This window comes from Wolbachia endosymbiont (group A) of Gastracanthus pulcherrimus (assembly GCF_964028265.1).
Lineage (GTDB): Bacteria > Pseudomonadota > Alphaproteobacteria > Rickettsiales > Anaplasmataceae > Wolbachia > Wolbachia pipientis.
Map to the genome: position 1 here is coordinate 704,464 of NZ_OZ034763.1, position 21,309 is coordinate 725,772.

At 34.7% G+C, this 21,309-nt stretch carries 21 protein-coding genes, 1 tRNA gene and 3 pseudogenes; 10 read left to right on the top strand and 15 right to left on the bottom strand.

Annotated features, from left to right (window positions below; translation table 11 throughout):
* Window positions 1-33 precede the first annotated feature (33 nt).
* The gene (locus tag ABWU47_RS03680) at window positions 34-267 is read right to left on the bottom strand and encodes a hypothetical protein (protein ID WP_010962507.1); all 234 of its coding nucleotides are present in this window, start codon (window positions 265-267) and stop codon (window positions 34-36) included.
* 176 nt (window positions 268-443) lie between these two features.
* Here ABWU47_RS03680 and ABWU47_RS03685 point away from each other — a divergent pair, with 176 nt between their 5' ends.
* On the top strand, window positions 444-773 hold the full coding sequence (locus tag ABWU47_RS03685; protein WP_007548762.1) for a transposase: 330 nt from the start codon (window positions 444-446) through the stop codon (window positions 771-773).
* Window positions 757-1,392 carry a transposase gene (locus tag ABWU47_RS03690; RefSeq protein ID WP_082246250.1) on the top strand — a complete coding sequence of 212 codons (636 nt, stop codon included), beginning with the start codon at window positions 757-759 and terminating at the stop codon, window positions 1,390-1,392. Before ABWU47_RS03685 ends, ABWU47_RS03690 begins: the two co-directional genes overlap by 17 nt.
* 2 nt (window positions 1,393-1,394) lie before the next feature.
* Here ABWU47_RS03690 and ABWU47_RS03695 read toward each other — a convergent pair whose 3' ends face one another.
* Both ABWU47_RS03695 and ABWU47_RS03700 read right to left on the bottom strand, forming a co-directional pair.
* Complete coding sequence (locus ABWU47_RS03695; protein ID WP_353285570.1) at window positions 1,395-1,556, bottom strand: hypothetical protein; 162 nt, start codon at window positions 1,554-1,556, stop codon at window positions 1,395-1,397.
* Window positions 1,557-2,126: 570 nt separating this feature from the next.
* Window positions 2,127-3,347, bottom strand: coding sequence for a cbb3-type cytochrome c oxidase subunit I (locus ABWU47_RS03700; protein ID WP_236718461.1), 1,221 nt, complete (start codon window positions 3,345-3,347; stop codon window positions 2,127-2,129).
* On the opposite strand from ABWU47_RS03700, the gene ABWU47_RS03705 reads away from it, so the two are divergent.
* Window positions 3,259-3,465 (top strand): hypothetical protein, encoded by a 207-nt coding sequence (locus ABWU47_RS03705; protein WP_236718462.1) that lies wholly within the window; start codon window positions 3,259-3,261, stop codon window positions 3,463-3,465. The two genes, ABWU47_RS03700 and ABWU47_RS03705, sit on opposite strands and share 89 nt — an antisense overlap.
* Here the strand turns inward: ABWU47_RS03705 and ABWU47_RS03710 are convergent.
* From ABWU47_RS03710 to ABWU47_RS03735, 6 genes are all read right to left on the bottom strand, one after another.
* A complete protein-coding gene (locus tag ABWU47_RS03710; protein ID WP_077188578.1) occupies window positions 3,421-4,716 on the bottom strand; it encodes a Na+/H+ antiporter NhaC family protein in 1,296 nt (431 codons plus the stop codon). The genes ABWU47_RS03705 and ABWU47_RS03710 overlap by 45 nt on opposite strands.
* Before the next feature lie 289 nt (window positions 4,717-5,005).
* Window positions 5,006-7,459, bottom strand: coding sequence for an endopeptidase La (gene lon / locus ABWU47_RS03715; RefSeq protein ID WP_006279987.1), 2,454 nt, complete (start codon window positions 7,457-7,459; stop codon window positions 5,006-5,008).
* A gap of 15 nt (window positions 7,460-7,474) precedes the next feature.
* Window positions 7,475-8,752: an ATP-dependent Clp protease ATP-binding subunit ClpX gene (clpX, locus tag ABWU47_RS03720; protein ID WP_006279985.1), complete on the bottom strand. Its 1,278-nt coding sequence runs from the start codon at window positions 8,750-8,752 to the stop codon at window positions 7,475-7,477.
* Complete coding sequence (gene clpP, locus ABWU47_RS03725) at window positions 8,752-9,378, bottom strand: ATP-dependent Clp endopeptidase proteolytic subunit ClpP (RefSeq protein ID WP_006280254.1); 627 nt, start codon at window positions 9,376-9,378, stop codon at window positions 8,752-8,754. The genes clpX and clpP overlap by 1 nt, the downstream gene beginning before the upstream one ends.
* Window positions 9,379-9,389: 11 nt before the next feature.
* The gene (tig, locus tag ABWU47_RS03730; RefSeq protein ID WP_077188577.1) at window positions 9,390-10,724 is read right to left on the bottom strand and encodes a trigger factor; all 1,335 of its coding nucleotides are present in this window, start codon (window positions 10,722-10,724) and stop codon (window positions 9,390-9,392) included.
* Between the two features lie 158 nt (window positions 10,725-10,882).
* Window positions 10,883-10,964, bottom strand: a tRNA-Leu gene (locus ABWU47_RS03735).
* Window positions 10,965-11,104: 140 nt separating this feature from the next.
* On the opposite strand from ABWU47_RS03735, the gene ABWU47_RS03740 reads away from it, so the two are divergent.
* Entirely contained in the window at window positions 11,105-11,701 is a 597-nt protein-coding gene (locus tag ABWU47_RS03740) for a BON domain-containing protein (protein WP_006279461.1), read from the top strand.
* 60 nt (window positions 11,702-11,761) lie between these two features.
* On the top strand, window positions 11,762-12,691 hold the full coding sequence (gene gshB, locus ABWU47_RS03745) for a glutathione synthase (RefSeq protein ID WP_015589118.1): 930 nt from the start codon (window positions 11,762-11,764) through the stop codon (window positions 12,689-12,691).
* On the opposite strand, the gene murG is transcribed toward gshB, so the two are convergent.
* Entirely contained in the window at window positions 12,676-13,707 is a 1,032-nt protein-coding gene (gene murG, locus ABWU47_RS03750; protein ID WP_015589119.1) for an undecaprenyldiphospho-muramoylpentapeptide beta-N-acetylglucosaminyltransferase, read from the bottom strand. The two genes, gshB and murG, sit on opposite strands and share 16 nt — an antisense overlap.
* Before the next feature lie 69 nt (window positions 13,708-13,776).
* Between murG and ABWU47_RS03755 the strand changes: the two are divergent.
* Window positions 13,777-14,168: pseudogene (locus ABWU47_RS03755) on the top strand (hypothetical protein).
* 5 nt (window positions 14,169-14,173) lie between these two features.
* Here ABWU47_RS03755 and lpdA read toward each other — a convergent pair.
* The 5 genes and pseudogenes from lpdA to ABWU47_RS03780 all read right to left on the bottom strand — a co-directional run.
* Window positions 14,174-15,547 carry a dihydrolipoyl dehydrogenase gene (gene lpdA / locus ABWU47_RS03760; protein WP_077188576.1) on the bottom strand — a complete coding sequence of 458 codons (1,374 nt, stop codon included), beginning with the start codon at window positions 15,545-15,547 and terminating at the stop codon, window positions 14,174-14,176.
* A 75-nt stretch (window positions 15,548-15,622) separates the two neighbouring features.
* Window positions 15,623-16,045, bottom strand: a complete 423-nt coding sequence (locus ABWU47_RS03765; RefSeq protein WP_049973639.1) for an IS110 family transposase — start codon at window positions 16,043-16,045, stop codon at window positions 15,623-15,625.
* 323 nt (window positions 16,046-16,368) lie between these two features.
* Window positions 16,369-16,536: a hypothetical protein gene (locus ABWU47_RS03770; protein ID WP_153296805.1), complete on the bottom strand. Its 168-nt coding sequence runs from the start codon at window positions 16,534-16,536 to the stop codon at window positions 16,369-16,371.
* Window positions 16,537-17,019: 483 nt separating this feature from the next.
* Window positions 17,020-17,181, bottom strand: a pseudogene (locus ABWU47_RS03775) (transposase); the annotation flags it as partial.
* A 339-nt stretch (window positions 17,182-17,520) separates the two neighbouring features.
* Window positions 17,521-18,178, bottom strand: a pseudogene (locus ABWU47_RS03780) (IS5 family transposase); the annotation flags it as partial.
* 302 nt (window positions 18,179-18,480) lie between these two features.
* On the opposite strand from ABWU47_RS03780, the gene ABWU47_RS03785 reads away from it, so the two are divergent.
* The 4 genes from ABWU47_RS03785 to ABWU47_RS03805 all read left to right on the top strand — a co-directional run bounded on the left by ABWU47_RS03785 (window position 18,481) and on the right by ABWU47_RS03805 (window position 21,294).
* A complete protein-coding gene (locus tag ABWU47_RS03785) occupies window positions 18,481-18,783 on the top strand; it encodes a hypothetical protein (RefSeq protein ID WP_077188575.1) in 303 nt (100 codons plus the stop codon).
* Window positions 18,780-20,096: a hypothetical protein gene (locus ABWU47_RS03790; protein WP_353285571.1), complete on the top strand. Its 1,317-nt coding sequence runs from the start codon at window positions 18,780-18,782 to the stop codon at window positions 20,094-20,096. The genes ABWU47_RS03785 and ABWU47_RS03790 overlap by 4 nt, the downstream gene beginning before the upstream one ends.
* A 249-nt stretch (window positions 20,097-20,345) precedes the next feature.
* Window positions 20,346-20,675: a transposase gene (locus ABWU47_RS03800; protein ID WP_353285572.1), complete on the top strand. Its 330-nt coding sequence runs from the start codon at window positions 20,346-20,348 to the stop codon at window positions 20,673-20,675.
* Complete coding sequence (locus ABWU47_RS03805; protein ID WP_353285573.1) at window positions 20,659-21,294, top strand: transposase; 636 nt, start codon at window positions 20,659-20,661, stop codon at window positions 21,292-21,294. Before ABWU47_RS03800 ends, ABWU47_RS03805 begins: the two co-directional genes overlap by 17 nt.
* Window positions 21,295-21,309 lie beyond the last annotated feature (15 nt).

Sequence of the window (21,309 nt, forward strand, 5' to 3'; positions counted from 1 at the left end):
TACCAGAATTTTTAAGCTTGTTCTATAATTGTATTAGACTTCTGCATAACCTAAACTAAGTAGAAAAAAGGTATCATCTAAGTAGCTGACACTGGTCTCCATCCAAGAGGGCAGTAGCCCCTTCGGTGTCATTCCAGCGCGTGACCAGGTCTTTTTAGCTATCATAGGATGACAGAAGCAGACACTCCACTTTGTCGTTCCAGTGCCTCCTTTTTTTGTCATTCCAGTGCCTTGACTATTTGGATCCAGGAAAAAGAATGGTGTCATCCCAGTGCCCCTATGATGTCATCCAAGTAGCCTCCCTCTCCTGTCATCCCAGTGCTCCTTTTTTTGTCATCCGAGTAGCTGACACTGGGATGGCTTTGTTGCATAGCAACTGAAAAATCTGGTGGCTACTGACAAAATTCATTATAAAATAGCCATTTAACCTTGAAAGAAAAAATATGCCACAAAAAATGAGGGTCAGTAACCATAGCGAATATAACAAATTTCTAGAAAAAAGAGGAAATATTTTTCATTATATCAACGAAGCCATAGAAAAGTGGTACGAGAATGGTCCAAAAATACCAGGTGGCAACAATATTTATAGCGATAAAGTTGTAATTTTGGTGCACATAATAACTTGTTTATTTAGAATAGGCCTGAGGCAAACAGTTGGGTTTATAGCAGGATACCTTGAGCAAATTGGGAAAAATTTGCAAGTTATCAGCTATTCACAATCATCAAGAAGGTTTAAGAAACTCAATATTAAGATCAATGATTGCAGAAAATAATATGGAAGATATCGAAATTGCTATAGACAGTACAGGAATTAGTATATACAACAACACTCCTGGTCATAGCAAAGAAAATAGCGAAGATAGAAAGTATCGCAGCTATGAACAGACAAGAAAATTGCATGTAATGTTGAATACAAACAGCAAAAAAGCCATAGCTGTAAAATACAGTAACGGTGTCTACTCTGATCACTATGGAGCTTGTGATTTGCTAAAAGAAGTCGATTTTCAGTATGTCATAAAAGTACTATATGCAGATAGGGCATATGACAGAGAAAAGCTCTATAAGCTGTGTAATCAATATGGTATAAAAACGAAAATTCCTCCGAAAAACAACGCAGCAGAGCATCCAAAATTGGATTATATGCTTGATAGAAATGCCGCTATTCAGTTAATGAAATTACATGGTGAGAATGGTATAAAAAGATGGAAAGAAGAAGTAAATTACGGAAAAAGATCGTATATTGAAGGATTTTTCTCAAGGTTGAAGCGAATATTTGGGTTTAGTTTTAGGAGCAAATCTGAAATTAATCGTGAGAAGGAACTGCTACTCAAGTGTTATTTGCTTAACAAATTTACTGAAATAGGCATGGCTAAGTTTGAGATAGCTTCATGAATTTATTGTACGTTACCTACTATCCGAAGAGCGATGCAACAAAGCCCACTGGGATCCAGGAATTTTATTAAGTTGGTAAGCATAAAAGTGTTATGTAAAATACAACGTTCTTGATGGGATTGCGTGAAATGCTGGATCCCAGTGTCTGGGCACTGGGATGACAAAGGAGGACAGTGTCAGCTACTCGGATGACAAAAAAAGGAGCACTGGGATGACATCATCCTTTTTTTGGGGTTCCAGCGTCACGCGCTACCTTCCGTATAAATATTAAAAAATTTACCAAATGAAAAAAAAGGCAAAAGAAGCCCCGTGGTTGGCTAATTACTTACATTATACTTTCAAGTATGGCGTTTTTTTATTCTAAACGCTTAATAACCGCGATTTAGTTGCTTTTAAGCCGCAACTAATCTAAATTATAAACATTAAGAAATTTACTAAACAGAAAAAAAGGCAAAAGAAACCCTAGGGTAGCTAGTTATTCACTACCCATTTTTTAAGTTGGCGTTTTTTTATGTTTTAAATGCTTTATAAGCGTATTTCAGCTTGTGTAGGTAAAAACCTAGAAATTTGATAAAGACATAAGGTGCACATAGTGCAAAAAATTAAACACGAGACGCCAAATACGTTGAGTTTTTTTGTCATTTAATCTGTACAGAGAAGATAAATAAATAGCTTCAGTTTCATGATAAGGGCGCTAGCGGAGTTTGTCAAGTAAGTTTTTTCGTTTCTATGGGTCAGTTGGTACGCGCTTTGCCTTTTAACAGATGTAAAAGCACAATTATTACGAACAACATTCCACCAACAACTGATATAGCGCCACCTATAATGAAGCACGTGCGTGCTAACATTGATGAAATACTTGGCAGATCTGCAACCTTCCTTAAAGCACCATACCCACCAAGCCAAACAAGGCCAGTAATATGGAGAAAATGCCCTACACTGTAGGCATAAATCTGTAATCTTACCATGGAGTTTTTTACCTCTTTAAAGTTTAATTTGGGTAACAGCCAATAAATGAAATTCATAAAAGCTATAGTGATCCCAACTACAGAACCGTGATAATGAGCGGGAATGGTGACATTCCCTTCAATAGTCAACACTCCGAGCACATCTCCATAAGTGAACAACAAAAATGAATGTAATAAATAGTTGCTTTTATCATTAATAAAAGTTCTGATGTTGTAGCACACTAATATTATCAAAAAGCACGGCAAAACTGCTCCAGCAATCCTCATATGCCAAGTAAAAAACTGTATTAACTTGGCACTATCAACTGGATAAACAAAATATACAAACGGTGCGCCTACAGCTAAAATCGTGTTTATAAATAGTGGTAAAATAGTAATTTTATTGTTTGAAGCTAAACTAATATCATTGGAACTTAGCATTATTAAATAGACTAAAAACATTCCTTGAGTAAAAGCAAACTGCAATAAATGTCCGCCTCCCCAAAAGAGATATTCGTAAAATAAATTATTATCTGAGTGATATAGACCTGGAGGCATATTATTATATGCTAAAACAAAGCAAAGAAATGACGATACAAGTATAATAACTAGCCCAATTTGTCCAACAGAGAGAAATGAAACCTCTTTTTTTGATGTGTATGCTAGCATTGTATTTACTAATATACTGGCAATAAATAAACTGAGTCCAAGTAAAAATAATTTGTTTTGTAATACGGGAATATAGTTACTTTTGATAACTTCAGTGTTTGGAACGAATGCAGATATAAACATGAGCAGCATCGAAAGGGTTGATAGAACCCATGAAAAGTTAAACCAACTATTGGTATTTTGTAGGTTTATGATAAAGAGCAGAGATATTATAGAGCACATCCACACTAAAATTGACAAGTTCACGTGTATTACCAGCGCATTATCAAAAATATATTGTGCAGAAGGAACAAGAGAGGAGATAAAAGGCAATCGTAGAAAAATAACAATTATTGACAGTAACCCAGAGCAAGCAAGAGCACATACTGCCAAGAACATCCATTTTCTACAGAGCGGAGCGTTGTCTTGTATATTAAGCACAATCTTTTTTCTCAATTTTGTTCAATACAATATATAACACTGCAATAATACCTAAAACATAGCAATAGTATACGTGTGGCACGACTGCCAAAGGTGAAACTCCAGCAATAGTGCTAGCCAAAAGCAATTGAGCGCCATACGGTATTAATCCTTGAAATACACAAGAAAATATGCCTAGCCATGCTGCACTATAGTGAGGCGGTATTTCATATTTCTTAGCAATATCTCTAGCAATTTCACCACTAAAAATTATAGCGATGGTGTTATTTGCAAGTAAAATATCAAATATGCTGACTATTTTTGCAATAAATAATTGCGCAGTTTTTTGTCCACCACGTTGTATCATAACCCAAGATGAAAGTTTATCTGCAAACTCCTTAGAATTTTTACCTACCAGTCCTGAAAGCCCGCCAACCATCAATGACAGTAGCATAATTTCATGCATACTCATAAACCCCTTAGTGATGTTTTGGCTTAAAAACAATAAACCATAATTGTTGTTATTTATAAATCCAATGATTCCAGCAAAAGTTATGCTTAAAACCAATGCCGTAAATACATTTATTCCAAAGTTTGCAAGCAATATAAGTATGATGTAAGGAGCCACAAGCAATAAAGAATACTCCTTAACTGAAATAGCAGCACTATTGCTTGAGCTATAAAATAATATAATTATTGTGAATATAGAAGCAATTAGTGCCACTTTTGCATTCAGTTTTAATTTTTTCTTTATATCAGCCTTTTGAGACATCACAGATGCAATTGTAGTATCAGAGATAATAGATAAATTGTCGCCAAACATTGCTCCTCCTACAACGGTTGCCACTCCTAAGGAAGGAGAAATCCCAGCTTGTGTCAGTTCAACTGCAACAGGAGCAATTGTTGCAATGGTGCCCATTGATGTACCAATAGCAGTGGAGATGAAAGCTGCTACAAAAAATAATCCTATGAGTAAAAATTGTGTTGGTATAAATGAAAGAGCCAAATTAACTGTGGCATCAGCACTACCGATTGCTTTAGTTACTTCACTGAATGCACCTGCAAGTAAGAAAATGATACACATAGTGATAATATTACGATCTCTTACCCCATCTAGAAAGGCATACATTTTTTCTTCAGTATTGCCCTTGTATAAAATCCAGCCCAGAGCTATGGCAGGAGCAATGGCTACCAGTGGAGATAACTGATAAAAAGCATTTGACACGCCAAGAACAGTAAAATATATACCACTTCCTACAAAAAGAAATAGGAACAGTAAAATAGGCAAAAAATTTGTAAGATAAAACATACCTCTACTCCAGCTCTGATAAACGCAAATCAACTATGATATGATTTATATTATTATAAACCACAGTTAGCACCTTGACCAAGGTTTTTCTAGAAAGCAATCTACCAGAAAAGGTTTCCATGAAAAGGACTATTATAATATATCATCTACTTGAATAAAACTGGGAGATAGAATAAGTAAAAAATATGAATGACATAACAACAAAGCAAGTCATATCCTTATGGGACACACAAGTTGGTGGGTTTTTGCCGGATAAAAGAGAAATGGAGATTGATAATATTTTTTTAATCTAATGCTTCAATGTTTCCGACATAGGAAAAGTATCATCTTTATTTTCTATAGAGGAAGGCACACTATTTTGATTATCATCACCATTAATTGGAGTAGTAGGGTGCATTAAAGCAACTTTCGTAACTTCATCAATATTCTTAGCAAAAACTACGTTGATCCCTTCTTTGATGCTTGCCGGAATTTCTTGCATATCTTTCTCATTTTCACTTGGTATAATCACAGTTTTGATTGATCCTCTGAGCGCTGCAAGCAATTTTTCTCTCAAGCCCCCGATAGCTAAAACTCTACCACGCAATGTCACTTCGCCTGTCATAGCAACATTTTTGTTAACTGGTATATTTGTCATAAGAGAAACAATAGACGTACATACCGCGCCGCCAGCAGAAGGGCCATCTTTTGGTACTGCACCCTCAGGTACATGTAAATGTATATCATTATTTTGGAATTTTTCGGGCTTTATACCAAAAAACAAACAATTTGATCGAATATAACTATACGCAGCTTTTATAGATTCTTGCATAACCTCTCCAAGCTTTCCTGTGTATTTTATTTCTCCCTTGCCCGGAATTAGGACTGATTCTATCATCAAAATATCACCACCTGTTTCAGTATAGGCGAGCCCAGTTACTATTCCTACTAAACTCTCATTTTCCGCAATGCCAAAGGTATATTTACGTACCCCTAAATAATCTTGTAAATTGTCAACCCCTACGGATATTTTCTTATTTTTATCAGTCAATATTTCTTTAACTGCCTTTCTCATGAGCTTTGCAAGCTCCCTTTCCATACTCCGCACACCACTTTCACGTGTATATAAACGTATCAACTCGTATAACGCCTCATTAGTTATGTCCCATTCCTTCTGATACAAACCATGCTCCTTCTTTAACTTCGGAATAAGGTGGTGTGTAGCAATACTGATTTTTTCATCTTCAGTATACCCGGACAATTGTATAATTTCCATCCTATCACGCAAAGGATGTGGTAAATTTAAGCTGTTTGCCGTAGCTACAAACATTACACTTGAAAGATCAAACTCAACTTCCAAGTAATGATCCGTAAAGTGTTTATTGTGCTCAGTATCTAAAACCTCAAGTAATGCAGATGCAGGATCGCCACGCGAATCAGAACCCATCTTATCTATTTCATCAAGCAGAAAAAGCGGGTTGCATGAATTAGCTTTTTTCATGTGTTGAATGATTTTACCAGGCATTGAGCCAATATAAGTTTTCCTATGCCCTCGTATCTCAGACTCATCACGCACACCACCAAGAGCTATGCGAACAAAATCTCTTCCTACTGCTCTTGCCATAGACTTAGCTAAAGAAGTTTTACCAACACCTGGCGGTCCAACTAAGCAAAATATAGGACCTTTTATCTCTTTTACTCTTTTTAATACCGCTAAAAATTCTATTATTCTATCTTTTACTTTCTCTATGCCATAATGATTTTCATCTAAGATTTTCTTAGCTGCATTTAAGTTAATTTTTGCATCTTTGTACTTTCCCCATGGCAACTCAAGCAACCAATGCAAGTAACTAGATATAACTGTAGCTTCAGGAGAAATGGGATTCATTTTCTTGTATCTCTTCAAATCAGTTATAGCTTTCTCTCTTGCTTCCTGAGAAAGCTTTGTTTCATTTATCTTTTTTTCAAATTCATTGAGTATATTCCCTTCATCACCATTCTCAAATTCGCCTAATTCTTTCTGTATAGCTTTCAATTGTTCGTTAAGGTAGTAAACTTTCTGAGTGCTTTCAACTTGCGATTTAATTGTCTTATATAAACGGTTTTGTGCGTTCAAAATACTCATTTCTCTCTCAATAAAAGCAAAAGCTTTTTTTAAACGCTCTTCTGGGTCATAAGCCTCAAGTATGCTTTGTTTATCTGATACTTTTATATTTAAATGTGAAGCTACCGTGTCTACAAGTTGATCAACTTCTTTGATTTGATCAATGGAGTTAATGGCAACCTCGGGCTGATTTTTCTTGTTTAGCTTACACCAGCTATCGAACGCGTCTACAACAGACCGCCTTAAAGCTTCTAAATCAATATTGTCTTCATCTTCTTTATAATGATTGTCTAACTCTACCCTGGCTTGTAATAAAGTATGAGAGCTAATATATTCTACAACTCTTCCCCTTCTTATCCCCCGGATTATAACTTTTACTGCATTGTCAGGTAATTTTATTAACGGTTGTACAATGCTTGCTAACACACCTACTTCATAAAGATCTTCAGGCTCTGGATTATCAACAGAGCCATCTTTCTGTGCTACAAGAAAAATCTCATTTTGGTGATTACTACTACTTATTGCATACTCTAGTGCATTAACAGATTTTTCTCTGCCTATGAATAAAGGCACCATTATATTTGGAAAAATTACTACATCTCTTAAAGGTAATACTGGCAATGCAGTAAAACTAGAGCTTACAGCACGTTCAATGTTCATAATATATGCCTCAAATTAATCATTAACCGTTATAACATTGCCATTGTTATTATGATTAACCGTTGCTTTTCCTAATTCTACCATTTTCTTAGTGATTACTATAGTGCTACCTTCAAAGCCTCCGTTTCCAGATGTATACATAATGTCAAGCAAAAGTGACTCCAAGATAGCACGTAACATTCTTGCACCTGTTTTGTAGCTTATAGCCTTTTTAGCAATAGCTGATATTGCTTCATCTGAAAACTCAAGGTTTACTTTGCTAAACGCAAGCAATGCTTTGTACTGTTTTATTAGTGCATTCCTTGGCTCTGTCAACACATGTATTAAATCTTCATGATCCAGCTCATCTAAAACAGCAGTTATTGGAACCCGCCCTACAAATTCGGGTATTAAACCGAATTTGATTAAATCTTCAGGTTGAACATCATGTAAAGCATTCTTTTTCTTTTGCTCTTTAGACTGACTTATATCTGCTCCAAAGCCAACTGACGTTCCCTTTTTTCTCGCTTCAATAATTTTATCGAGGCCTTCAAAAGCTCCTCCACAAATAAACAGTATGTTACTAGTATCCACTTGTATAAACTCTTGTTGTGGGTGTTTTCGCCCTCCTTGTGGCGGAACATAAGCAACTGTACCCTCCATAATCTTAAGCAGAGCTTGCTGGACCCCTTCACCTGAAACGTCACGGGTTATTGAAGTGCTTTCAGATTTTCTTGTAATCTTGTCTATTTCATCTATAAACACTATACCACGCTGTGCTTTTACAACGTCATAATTTGCAGCTTGTAATAAACGCGACAACACGCTTTCTACATCATCACCCACATAACCTGCCTCAGTTAAAGTTGTCGCATCAGCCATAGCAAATGGCACATCTGAAACTTTAGCAAGTGTTTTGGCTAGCAAAGTCTTACCAGAACCAGTGGGACCAATAAGCATTATATTTGACTTCTCGATTTCAATATCACTTATAGCATGAAATTGTACCATGGATTGACAATGGTTATACATAGCTACAGATAAAACGTGTTGCGCGTGTTCTTGACCTACAACATGCTTGCTGAGAAAGTTTTTTATATCCTCAGGTTTCTTTAGTAATAGCTTCATATCAGATATACGATCTGAATTAAAAGATCTATCTTTCTTTTGACTTATTGCTTTATGAGATAATTCTATGCACTCATTACAAATAAACACCTTTAAACCATCCGAAGAGTTAGTAATCAATTTATCTACTTCATCTTGCGCCTTGTTGCAAAAAGAACAGTAGTGTAAATCATTATTGTTATCCATTAACCCACCTTTTGTTTAACTTTAATATTTTCAATTTCAATATCTGTACGCTCAGCTATCACCCTGTCAATTAAGCCAATTTTCCTTGCTTCTTCAGGATCCATGAATTTATCTCTTTCCATCATTCCTTCAATTTTCTTCAGTGAATTTCCAGTATGTTTTTCATAAATTTGATTTAGTTTTTTCTTAACCCGCAAAATTTCATTAGCATGTATTTCTATATCAGTTGCTTGACCATGATAACCACCAGATGGCTGATGTATCATAATTCTTGAATGAGGTAGAGAGTAGCGCTTACCTTTTGTACCAGCTGCAAGCAATAAAGAACCCATAGACGCAGCTTGACCTATACATAAAGTTGAAACGTCTGGGTTTATATACTGCATTGTATCGTAGATCGACAAACCAGCAGTTACAACACCACCTGGTGAGTTGATGTACATACAAATGTCTTTATCGGGATTTTCCGATTCTAAAAATAAAAGCTGTGCTACTATTACACTGGCCATATTGTCTTCAATAGGACCTGTTACAAAAATTATTCTTTCTTTCACTAGTCTTGAATATATGTCATAAGCGCGCTCACCGCGACTAGTTTGTTCAACTACAATTGGTATAAGAGTCATACCTTTTCCTATTAAATATTATCAAATAATTCCTTTAATTCTTTCACAGAAACAATCTGCTCTTCTTTACTAACTTTTTCTATTATATAATCTGTCACTTTATACTCAAGCGCTTGCCCTCTAACTAATTCTTGAAATTGTTTATTTGATTCAAAATGCTTAAGTACTCTGTCAAATTGCACATCTTTACTGACATATTGATTTACAATAACACTCAAAACATCATTTTGAGTTAATGATATTTTATGTTCTGCACTAAATTTCATAAATAACATAGCAAGCTTTACACGTTTTTCAGCTTCTTTACGAGAATCATTTTGAGCACCCAATTCTCCTTCCATTCTTTGTTGCTCCTGTTTTACTATGTCTGTGGGTAAATCAAAACTATAATTAGCATTCAAATAATCAAACAGCTCCTTTTTAATTAAGAGATTTCTCATTTCGGTGCACTGATCACCAATCATTTTTTTTGCATGATTTATTAGCAAAGAATAATCTTTAAACCCAATACTCTTAGCTATTTCATCATCATTTTCAAAATCTTTGGCAATTTGAATCTCATTAACTCGCACAGAAAAATCAGCTTCCTGTCCTGCAAGGGAAATGGCTTGGTAATTTTCAGGAAATTTCAACTTAAAGTTCTTTGTTTCTCCCTTTTTCATACCAGTTAATTGATCCTCAAAACCATTAATAAATGTGCCAGACCCTAAATTAACGGCAAAATTTTTGCTACTTCCACCTTGAAAGAGCTTATTCCTAATCCGCCCTTCAAAATCAATTATCAATTTATCCCCATCTTTCGCTTGATAAGAAGCATCATCAACAGAGGCGAAATTGGGGAACTTTGTTTTAATAGAATCAATAAATTCTTTTATATCTTCCTCTTCAATCTTTGCTTCAATTTTCTTTAAGTTTATTTTGTCAAGATCTATCACTGGTACTTCAGGCATCGACTCAAAAGATAGCTTGTATACAAAATTGCCCTCCTCATTTTCTTTGCCCAGATCTGGTAATGATATAACATCAACCTTAGGATAAATGTGAGACTTGACTTCAATTTTTTTCATCAAATCACTTGAGCAATAATCAATTGTATTATTTATCACATATTCCAAAGCCTCGTTTTTATAATTTGCAACAACAAGGTCATAGGGCATCTTTCCAGCCCTAAACCCAGGTGATTTTGCATTTTCTGCTATCTCTTGCAACCTGGAATTTACCTTTTGTTTTATATAATCACTACCAACTGTGATTTCATACTCATACTTTAGTTTATCTATACTAAGCTCTTTGTAGGTATATACGCTACTTACTTCGACTGTATTTTGAGGTATATTATTAGACATCATAATTCATTTATTAACATTTTAATTCATATCTTAATAGAGTCATTTTACCAGAATTTAAGTTAAACACAATCCTTAAGAACAGGTTTTTACACAAACAAAAGTGTATTTAGTGATTATAAATTTTCCCTTAAAACCTAAGTTACATGACTTTAAAGTGCGGATAGAGGGACTTGAACCCCCACGAGCAAGCTCACCAGGACCTAAACCTGGCACGTCTACCAATTCCGCCATATCCGCAAGAAATTTTCAGTACCCTATTATAGGTATTCCATTAAAAATATTCAAGGTTTAAAGTCTTACTTAATTTATGGTATTTACACAATCAAAAAAGCTTATTAACATTTCTTAATGAAAGCTCTAAACCATGAAAATCAATAATGAGATTAATAACAAGCTTCTTACTCGCAATTTTTTTGATTACACAAAGTGGTTGCACAACCCTTATAATAGGTGGTGTGGTGGCTACAGCGACAGCAACAGCAATAACAATGCAGGACAAATCCTTGGGAAATATCATTGATGATACGACTATGGTCATCAGAATTAATAAGGGGCTCTTAAAACATGGGCTATTTTCATCCATAAAGGTTAAAGTAAGTGAAGGAAGAGTATTGCTCATTGGAAGTGTTGACACTCCTGAAAAACAACTTACAGCAGAAAAAATAGCTTGGCAGCAAAAAGAAATTAAAGAAGTGATAAATGAAATAAGAGTAATACCAATTCAAATGGCTTCCATGCTAGACACCACTGTAGATGGCATGATAACAGCGGAAATAAGAACAAGACTCCTGGGAAAAAGAAATATTAAGTCAATTAATTATAGCGTTAATACGGTTGATAGAGTTGTTTATTTGATGGGTATAGCCCAAAACAAAGCGGAATTAAAAGCTGTAATAGCAATTGCAAGAAAAGTAAAGGGAGTAAAACAAGTTGTAAGTTATGTACGATACAGGTACAGTAAGTTACGCCATTAGGCAAAAATCGCTTTCAAATTATAACATTTGTACAGTTGTGACAATAGGTAGAGAACATAAATGAAAATTGCCTTTCAGATGGATGAAAATATAAATTTTGAAACTGACACTACATTCGTGCTAATAAAGGAAGCACAAAGGAGGAAGCACGAAGTTTTTGTCTATGCTCCTAACAATTTAGCACTAAAGCTAAACCATCCAATTGCTCTGGCTCAGAAAGTCAGCGTTGATGATTTTAGTTTTATCTCTAAAGAGGATGTAGCAATCAACTTGAATGAAATGGACATCATATTTATCAGACAGGATCCACCCTTTGATATGCGTTATATTACAACAACATATATCTTAGAAAAAACCAGCGCATTGGTAATTAACAATCCAACAGAAATAAGAAATTGTCCTGAAAAATTGATAACTTCATTATTTCCAGAGCTAATTCCGCCAACTTTGATTACTGAAAATATATCAATGATTAGAGATTTCTACTACAACTATCAAGATATTATTCTGAAGCCATTGTATAGTTATGGAGGAAACGATGTGATAAGAATACAAGATGAGAATAGTATTCAAGTAGTAGTGGATCTCATGATAGCAAAATACGAATGCCCTGTGATTGCACAATCATTTTGTAAAAACATAGATAAAGATAAAAGAATATTGCTACTTTATGGCCAACCAATTGGTGTAATGAAACGAATTCCAAAAATCAGTGGAGAGATCAGAACAAACATGCGACTTGGAGCAAGTTTTGAGCCCGCTCAAATGAACGATAGAAACAATGAAATATGTAACAAAATTGGTCCTGAATTAAAGAAAAGAGGGCTAATATTTGTTGGTATTGATATTATAGATGACTTCCTGCTCGAAATTAACACAACTTCACCCACGGGAGTAGTTTATATCAATAAATTGTATAATATATCGCTAGAAAAGGATCTTTGGGACGTGTTTGAAGAAAAAGCAAGCAGCCATCAACTAAACCTGTGAACAATCACCTTAACAAACTCAGTAGTCCCATTCTTTATCCCTGTTTTTTCTGTACTATTGGTCATATCACGCAATTTTTGAGAATTATTTAATAGATCAAATAGTACCTCTGTTAGATTTTTTTTTGCTTCACTATTCTGCTCAACTATTATAGCTGCTCTCGAGTCTTCAATATATTTTGCGTTATAAAATTGGTGATTATCTTTTGAGTAAGGGTAAGGAATATATATAGCAGAACGCCTAGCAAGAGTGATCTCTGCTATTGAAGTTGCTCCTGCTCTGCTAATTACCAAGTGAGCATTGGCCAGTCTATTCTCCATATCATCAAAAAATTCACTCAATTCACAATCGATCTTTTCACTTTTGTATAGACTTTTGACCTTGTTTACATTTTTCTTCGTACATTGCTGCGTCACTCTAATTTTCTTTTTCATTTTAATAGGTAAATCACAAATTACGCTGCTTACTACATCATCAAAAAAATTTGCACCTTGGCTGCCTGCTATGACCAATATATTTAGGATTTTCTCAGTGCTAGAATGGCTCTGTGCTTTTATATCAACAAAATTTCCTGTAAAAATACATTTATTGCCCTCTGCATATTTAGTCTCCGGAAAGCTGGTTGCAATTAATTTTGCACTCTTGAAAAAGAATCTATTTACTCTCCCTAAAACTGTGTTTTGTTCATGTAAAATTATAGGTATAGAAAGAACTCTTGCTGCAAGAAGAGTTGGAAAAGAAGCATAGCTACCAAAACCAATGACCGATTTTGGTTTTAATTTTCTTACTTGATACAGTGCTAACATAGAGCTGTATATCAAGAAAAGGAAAAACTTAAATTTGTTGCTGCTTGGTCTACGTAATGGTAAGGTGTAGCTTTCTATGTCGGTATTTTTATTTGTTTTTTTATCAGTGAATAATATGCAATTGTATCCTTGTGTCTTTAGTGCTTTTGCTAAAGCTATGGCCGGAAAGATATGCCCACCTGTGCCACCTGTTGCTAAAATAATATCCATCTGTAAATAATAAATCCTAGATTGTTAACTGTTATTTAACAATTTGCACGTAGAATTTTATTAAGCGTTATGATAGTTGAGTTAAAAATGCCTAAAAGTAATAGTAAAAAAGAACCTAATGAGAAAATAAACCTCAAGAACAAAGAGAAGGCAGAAGCGGAGGTTTTTTAGAACTGCTAAAAAATATAATAAAAATTCTTTTCAATTCGGTCGTTGACCTACCTGAGCACGAGCAGCATAATAAAATGAAAAGCACTAATCTACAACAAGGTTTGGATACTAAAGGAAAAGGCCCAGAAGATCTTCATCCAAAGGCAAAGCTTGAAGTTAAAGAAGCAGCTAAGGGATTGAAAGAAGAGTTACAGAATTCTGATGCTGGTGGTAATCAATCTATTGAAACTAAAGTGCCTAATCAAACTACTACTCAAGACATTGACAACTCTAAAACGATGGAACGTTAGTTCAACTATTTAACATCTGCAGCAAGCACTGATTCATGTATCATCTCTGAAATGGTTGGATGAGGAAAAATCGTAGATTTTATGTCGAAGTCTGTTCCTTCTAGTTGCTTTGCAAGAGCAAAATTGCTAATTAACTCCGTTACTTCTGCACCTATCATGTGGCTACCCAGAATTTCTCCGGTTTTTTTATCTATAATCGTTTTCACTAACCCTTCAGTTTCACTGAGTGCAACAGACTTACCATTAAAGTTAGAATGAAATTTTCCTATTTTTATATCATACCCACCTTTTATTGCCTGTTCCTCAGTAAGGCCGATGCTCGCTATTTGTGGATGAGAATAAGTGCAATTTGGTATGCACTCTTTTTTTAACGCATGAGTACCTTTACCAGCAATCTTTTCAATGCAGATCACGGCTTCATGGCTCGCTTTATGTGCTAAACATGGTGGGCCAGCTACATCACCTATTGCATACACATTTGATTCACTAGTTTCATACCATTCATTTATTTCAATAAAACCAGAAGGGCTTAATTTAATTTTTGTATTTTCTAAACCTATATTTTCAGTATTTGCCTGAATGCCAACCGCAACAATCACCCTATCAAATTCTTTGCTCTCACCACTACTTAGTAGCACTTGAGCAGAGTCTTTATTTTTAGTCAAAGCTTTTACGCTACTATTTGTATATATTTTTATCCCCTGTTTTGTGAATATTTCTTGTGCTAAATCTGAAATGTCTTTATCCTCCAGCGGCAAAATAGTGCTCTTTATCTCTATGATTGTTACATCAACCCCCAAAGTACTATAAAAACTTGCAAATTCTATTCCAATTGCACCAGACCCTATAATTAGTAGTGATTTTGGTAATTTGCCCGGCATCATAGCATGCTGCGCATTCCATATTAAATCTCCATCTGCCTCTATTCCAGGCAGATTCCGTGCCCTCACGCCTGTTGCTAAAATGATATGCTTGGAAACAATTTCTTGTTCTTCCTTATCGCCAGCAACTTTTATAGTACCATTGCCTGCAAGTTTACCAAAACCTTGATGAACTTTGATATTATTTTTTTTCATCAAATATGCAACACCGCTTGACAATTTATCAACAACGTTTCTTGAGTATTTCACTATTGATTGTATATCAAAATTCGCTCCCTTTACTTCTATACCAAACTCTTTTGATCTTTTTATTAGCCTATAAACCTCAGATGCTCTAAGCAGTGATTTTGTTGGTATACATCCCCAATTTAAGCATATACCGCCTAAATTTTTTTCTTTTTCCACAATTGCAGTTTTAAACCCAAGCTGTGCCGCCCTAATTGCCGCTATATAACCACCAGGACCGCTACCTATAACCGTAATATCATACTCATTCATCAGTTTTCTTCGTATTCAAAAAGATTATATATAACAGATGAAACCCATACAATCAATGGTCTGTCATCTACCGTCTTAAGAGTCAAGATAAAAGTTGTTATTTTTTATCATGGCATTTAAACAAACGATAATTTTTCTCATGACAGCAACTAATGCAACCTTAGCAGCTTTGCCAGAATCAACCAAACGCTGATAAAACGCTTTCATTTTTCTGTTGTGGCGCATAGCAACAAGAGCTGACATGTATAGTGCTTTCCTTGCATAAAACCTGCCTCCTTTGATTTGAGCTTTGCCAACTTTTCTTCCACTTTCACTAGTTTTAGGTGCAACTCCAACTAAGCATGCAATTTCTCTATTCTCTAATCTACCAAGCTCAGGCACCTCTGTCAGTAGAACGCTCGCCGTCTTTGATCCAATACCTTTATAGCTGATTAAAAGCTCATTTTTTCCTTTCAATTCAGCTATTGCGTCTTCTATGTCTTGCCTAATTTCTTTCAATTGTTTTTCAGCAAACCCTATCTGTCTTTCTATGTATTCTCTAGCTTTTCCCGTCGCACTTTGCAGGCGACACTTGTTTGCATGAATTGCATCATTTAAATTACGCTCAACTGTCCCCAGCTCCTTTAATTCCTCTTGCTTTTGTGAAATTATACATCCTTTTACTTCACCGTCTTTACTGACAAATTCAGCGTATTTTTCCAGTAATTTAGCATCTAACTTGTCAGTTTTTGCAAAATGATTGCAAGCTTTGGCAAATGCATATACCCGATTCGGGTGAGCTTTATGGACAGTTATCTTGCAACAATTTTATAATGAGCTTTTCATAGCCACCAGTTTACATATAACTTGATGGGTAAATCGACTATATTTGTTTCTATAAACTTAGATATAGCATCACTCACGTTTGCTATGCGCTTATGCTTGCCATTAATTGAGATGTCCAATGCTTCCTTGGAAACATCTACTCCCATGAAAATTATTCTAGCCATTTTTGTACCTATAAATATAATCAAACAATAATGCAAAATGCTGTATACAGGATTGTAATTCGATCTTTTAGATCCACCTACCGTTCGTACTACATTTTGCTTTAAGCCTTACTATTACCCACAAATAAAAACATAGTATTGTATTTACTCAAATAATTTAATTTTATTAACCTGAAAGCTTATTAGATTAAAATTATTAAACTAAGAGTTATAATTTTAGCAACTAAAAGCTGTAAATTGCACCATATAAACAGTTATTTCAAGCAAAAGTTATGCCATTAAGAGCTATGCAACAAACATTTATATTTGTGGGTAATAGTAAGATCTAAATCCGATAGAGCATTGTTGGCACACCATCAAAAGTCGCCTCAGACCTCTAATGCATCAATGTACAGACTTACACCTTTTAGTTGGTAATACCATTTTAGACGTTTATCATTCGTTTTAGAAAATACTATAGGAGGTTGTCCACAAACCAGTAAATCAAGCATATTCCCTACTTAACATAACTTTACTCATAGCCAGATATATGAAACTTTCAGTAGATGTTGTAAGTAAATCGTACTCCTTTGATAGCCTTCTATTTCTATTGATCCAAGCAAAAGTCCTCTCTACCACCCACCTTCTCGGCTGTACTGAAAATCCAGGATCCCGTTGGGCTTTGTTGCATCGCTAGCTATGATGGATTAAAGATAAAAAAGGTGGAGAATATCAGTAGCTTATTATTCTGGTATTTATAACAAGAACGGTCAGTGAATACCTAAATTTGAGTAAAAGAAATTTCACTACCACTCACTAATCCGGCTAAAATTCAAGAATTTCAATGCTTTAGCTATTTTCAATAGAATTAAATTTATTAATATAAATAACAAGTTACTATTCTTAAATTTGATCAGATTGATTGCAAAAAAAACAAGATTTTCAATAAGTTGCTTATAATCCTAATTATAGTTAGCCTTTCATAAGTAGCGATGCAACAAAGCCATCCCGTTGTGGCAATAGTTCTAGTGGTGTATCTTTATGCACCCAAAACCTACATGGAGGCCTTTTGACAATTTCAATATCTATCCCATATTCTCTCTTTACGTAATCCTTTAAATCTTTTCCTTGGTATCCCATATCAGCCCACATTTTCTTAATATTGCTGTATTTTTCCTTCATATTGTCCAATGCCATCTTCACCCCATCTCTGTCATTTTCGCTTGCAGCTCCTACATAGCAACCAAGCACAAATCCTTGAGTATCTGTGATTATATGTCTTTTTCTCCCCTTTACCTTTTTCGCACCATCATAACCTTTGCCCCCCCTTTTTCCGTGGTTTTTACCGATTGACTGTCCACTATGCATGCGCTCGGCTTCCCATTTTTGACCTACTATATTTAGTGATATCATAGTTCATTTTCTCAAAAATTCTCTGCTTTTTCCATCTTCTAAACTGTTCATGCACAGCCTTCCACGGCGGAAAATCGTGTGGTAAATAGCGCCATTGACATCCTGTGCGCAGTATATAAAGAATTGCATTTACTATCTCACACTTACTGTATTTTGGTGGCCTTCCTCCTTTCTTGTACGATACTCTGAAGTGTTTTTCTATTCTTGCCCATTCCCTTTTACTTAAATCTGTTGGATATTTTTTCCTCATCTCTTACCTCAATATTCTTTCTTTATATACTACGTATTCCTTGGTTTGTGGACAACCTCTAGTAGCGGAATGACGAATTTTTGTTTTTCAAATTGTCAGTAAATCTAAGTCAGTTTAGCTATATAAAACATAGTATAAAAAGAGCTATTTTAGCAAAATTTTAAACAAATAAAGTTAATTACTTCACAATTGATACCTTACGAGAAAAGCACATTTGATACAGATTTAAAATACAAGTTAACGAATTATTATGATTTTTACCAAGATAATAATATAGTAAGGTTTGGTAGTGAGGTATCAAAATGGGAAAATACACTAACGCATGGTTTTATAAGAAGACTGACCCAAATCATCACGATTGTGCAAATGATGGCACTTGCGGGCAATCTATAAAGGATTTTAGGATTGGTGATTCTGATATTTTCTTCTATGATAGTAATGGAACAGCGATTGCGCAGATACCTAAGTTGCCTAACGGAAACTCTATTACATACCGTAATAATTTATATAAAATTGCACAATCAAAAAACTTTGGTGAGAATACAAAATACGTAGGATTACAAGATGTATTACCTAATCAATTCAATTTTGAATATGGAAGTTGAATTGCGTAATACATTATGACAATGTATCGCAACGGGAGCAAGATCAAATAAAGCTTGATATTCAAAATGCCTATGAGGCATATAAAGCAAAGTTTTGTATGGATAGTGATACTCAAGTGACTGTGCATACCTATGTTTTTAATAATAAATATGATTATAAGGGATATGGCACTTTGGTTCCTGGGTTTTCATGGAATCAATCTTCGCTCAATATTTCTGGTGGGATGACAAATGGAGAAAGCGTATTGCTCTATAAAAACGCTTATACGGACAACGTTTTAGCCCATGAATTTGGTCACGTATTTCAATTCAAGTTTTCCCCAACAAAAGTAAGAGAATTGGACTATAAAAATAGTCAGCTGATGGCAAATGCAATTGGACTTGAGGTAGAAGAAAAAAATTATAAAGCTATTTGCAAGCAGATGGGTGTAGATGAATATAAAGACCGTGGATGGATGTTTCAATTTAAATATAAGGACACAACTGGCAGTATATACCGCAAAGATCTTTCAGAAGCAGAGAAATTTCAAATTATACAACGTGTCAAGAATTCTGGACTAGATGAATATGAAGATCGTGGATCGATGTTTAAATTTAAATATAAAGATACAACTAGTAGTATATACCTCAAGGATCTTTCAGAAGCAGAGAAATTTCAAATTATACAACGTGTCAAGAATTCTGGACTAGATGAATATGAAGACCGTGGATGGATATTTAGTTTTAAATACAAAGGCACCACTTATAACGTAAGATGCAAGGACTTTTCAGAAGAAGAAAAATTTCAATTTATCAAAGACATTAAGAACTCTCATGAATCGCTCGTTAGTGAATGTGATGGATTGGGGAACGATAATACAACTTTAGTGATTTACATTGATGAAAATAAGGAGATAAGTCGAATGTATTTTCAAAACTCCGACAAAAATATATTCAAACAGCTAGATAAGACATTTATAAGCAGAAGTAAACCTGAACAAGATGTGGAAAAATCAAATGAAGTAGAACAAAGTAATGTAGAAGAAGAAAAAAGTAGCCAGCAAGACACTCAGCAACCCAGTAATTTCTTATCCAATATTTTTTCAGCAATTAAATCCATTATTGATTCTATCTCATCACTCTTTTCATGGTTATTTGGGTCGAAAGAGAAAGAGTCTAATCAACAATCTGATGATAATCCTTCTTTGTTTAAGCTCGATGCTAATGAGTTAGATCACGAAGTTAAGCCTGATGCCAATGAGTTAGGTCACGATGTTAGAGATCACTTATCAGACAATTATAACCATTACAACTCATCTGATGGGCTAATGTAATATAGCTAATTTACAGTATCTGTTCAGATGCATGGCTAATGTACAAATATTGAAACAAAAATTCCAGTGCCCCTGTGATGTCATTCCAGTGCTTGACACTGGAATCCAGCTTTTAATCGAAAATGTTGTATAGTGCACAATCAATTTTTCTGGATCCCAGTGGGCTTTGTTGCATCGCTCAAGTGAAAAGAACTGGCAGTTACTGACAAAATTCATTATAAATAGCCATTTAACTGTTGAAGAAAAAATATGCCACAAAAAATGAGAGTCAGTAACTGCCATGAATATAACAAATTTCTCCAAGAAAGAGGAAGCATTTTTTGTTATATCAATGACGCCATAGAAAATTGGTACGAGAATTGTCCAAAAATGCAGGGCGGCAACTATATTTATAGTGATAAAGTTGTGATTTTGGTGCATATAATCGTCAGTTTCTTTAGAATTGGTTTAAGACAAACAGTCGGGTTTATAAAAGGGTATTTGCAACAAATAGGAAGAGATTTGGCAGTTATCAGCTATTCACAATCATCAAGAAGGTTTAAGAAACTCAATATTAAGATCAATGATTGCAGAAAATAATATGGAAGATATCGAAATTGCTATAGACAGTACAGGAATTAGTATATACAACAACACTCCTGGTCATAGCAAAGAAAATAGCGAAGATAGAAAGTATCGCAGCTATGAACAGACAAGAAAATTGCATGTAATGTTGAATACAAACAGCAAAAAAGCCATAGCTGTAAAATACAGTAACGGTGTCTACTCTGATCACTATGGAGCTTGTGATTTGCTAAAAGAAGTTGATTTTCAGCATGCCATAAAAGCACTATATGCAGATAGAGCATGTGATAGGCACAAGTTTTATAAGTTGTGTAACGAATATGATATAAAGACAAAAATTCCACCAATAAACAATGCGGCAGAACATCCAGAAATAGATTATATGTCTGACAGGAATGCTGCTATTAGGTTAATAAAATTATACGGTGAAGATGGCATGAAAGAATGGAAAAAAGAAGTAAATTATGGGAAAAGATCTTATATTGAAGGGTTTTTCTCAAGATTAAAGCAAATATTCGGATTTAGTTTTAGGAATAAATCTGAGATAAATCGAGAAAAAGAACTGCTAATCAAATGCTATTTGCTTAATAAATTCACTGATATTGGTATGGCTAAATTTGAGATAGTTATATGAATTTACCATAAATCA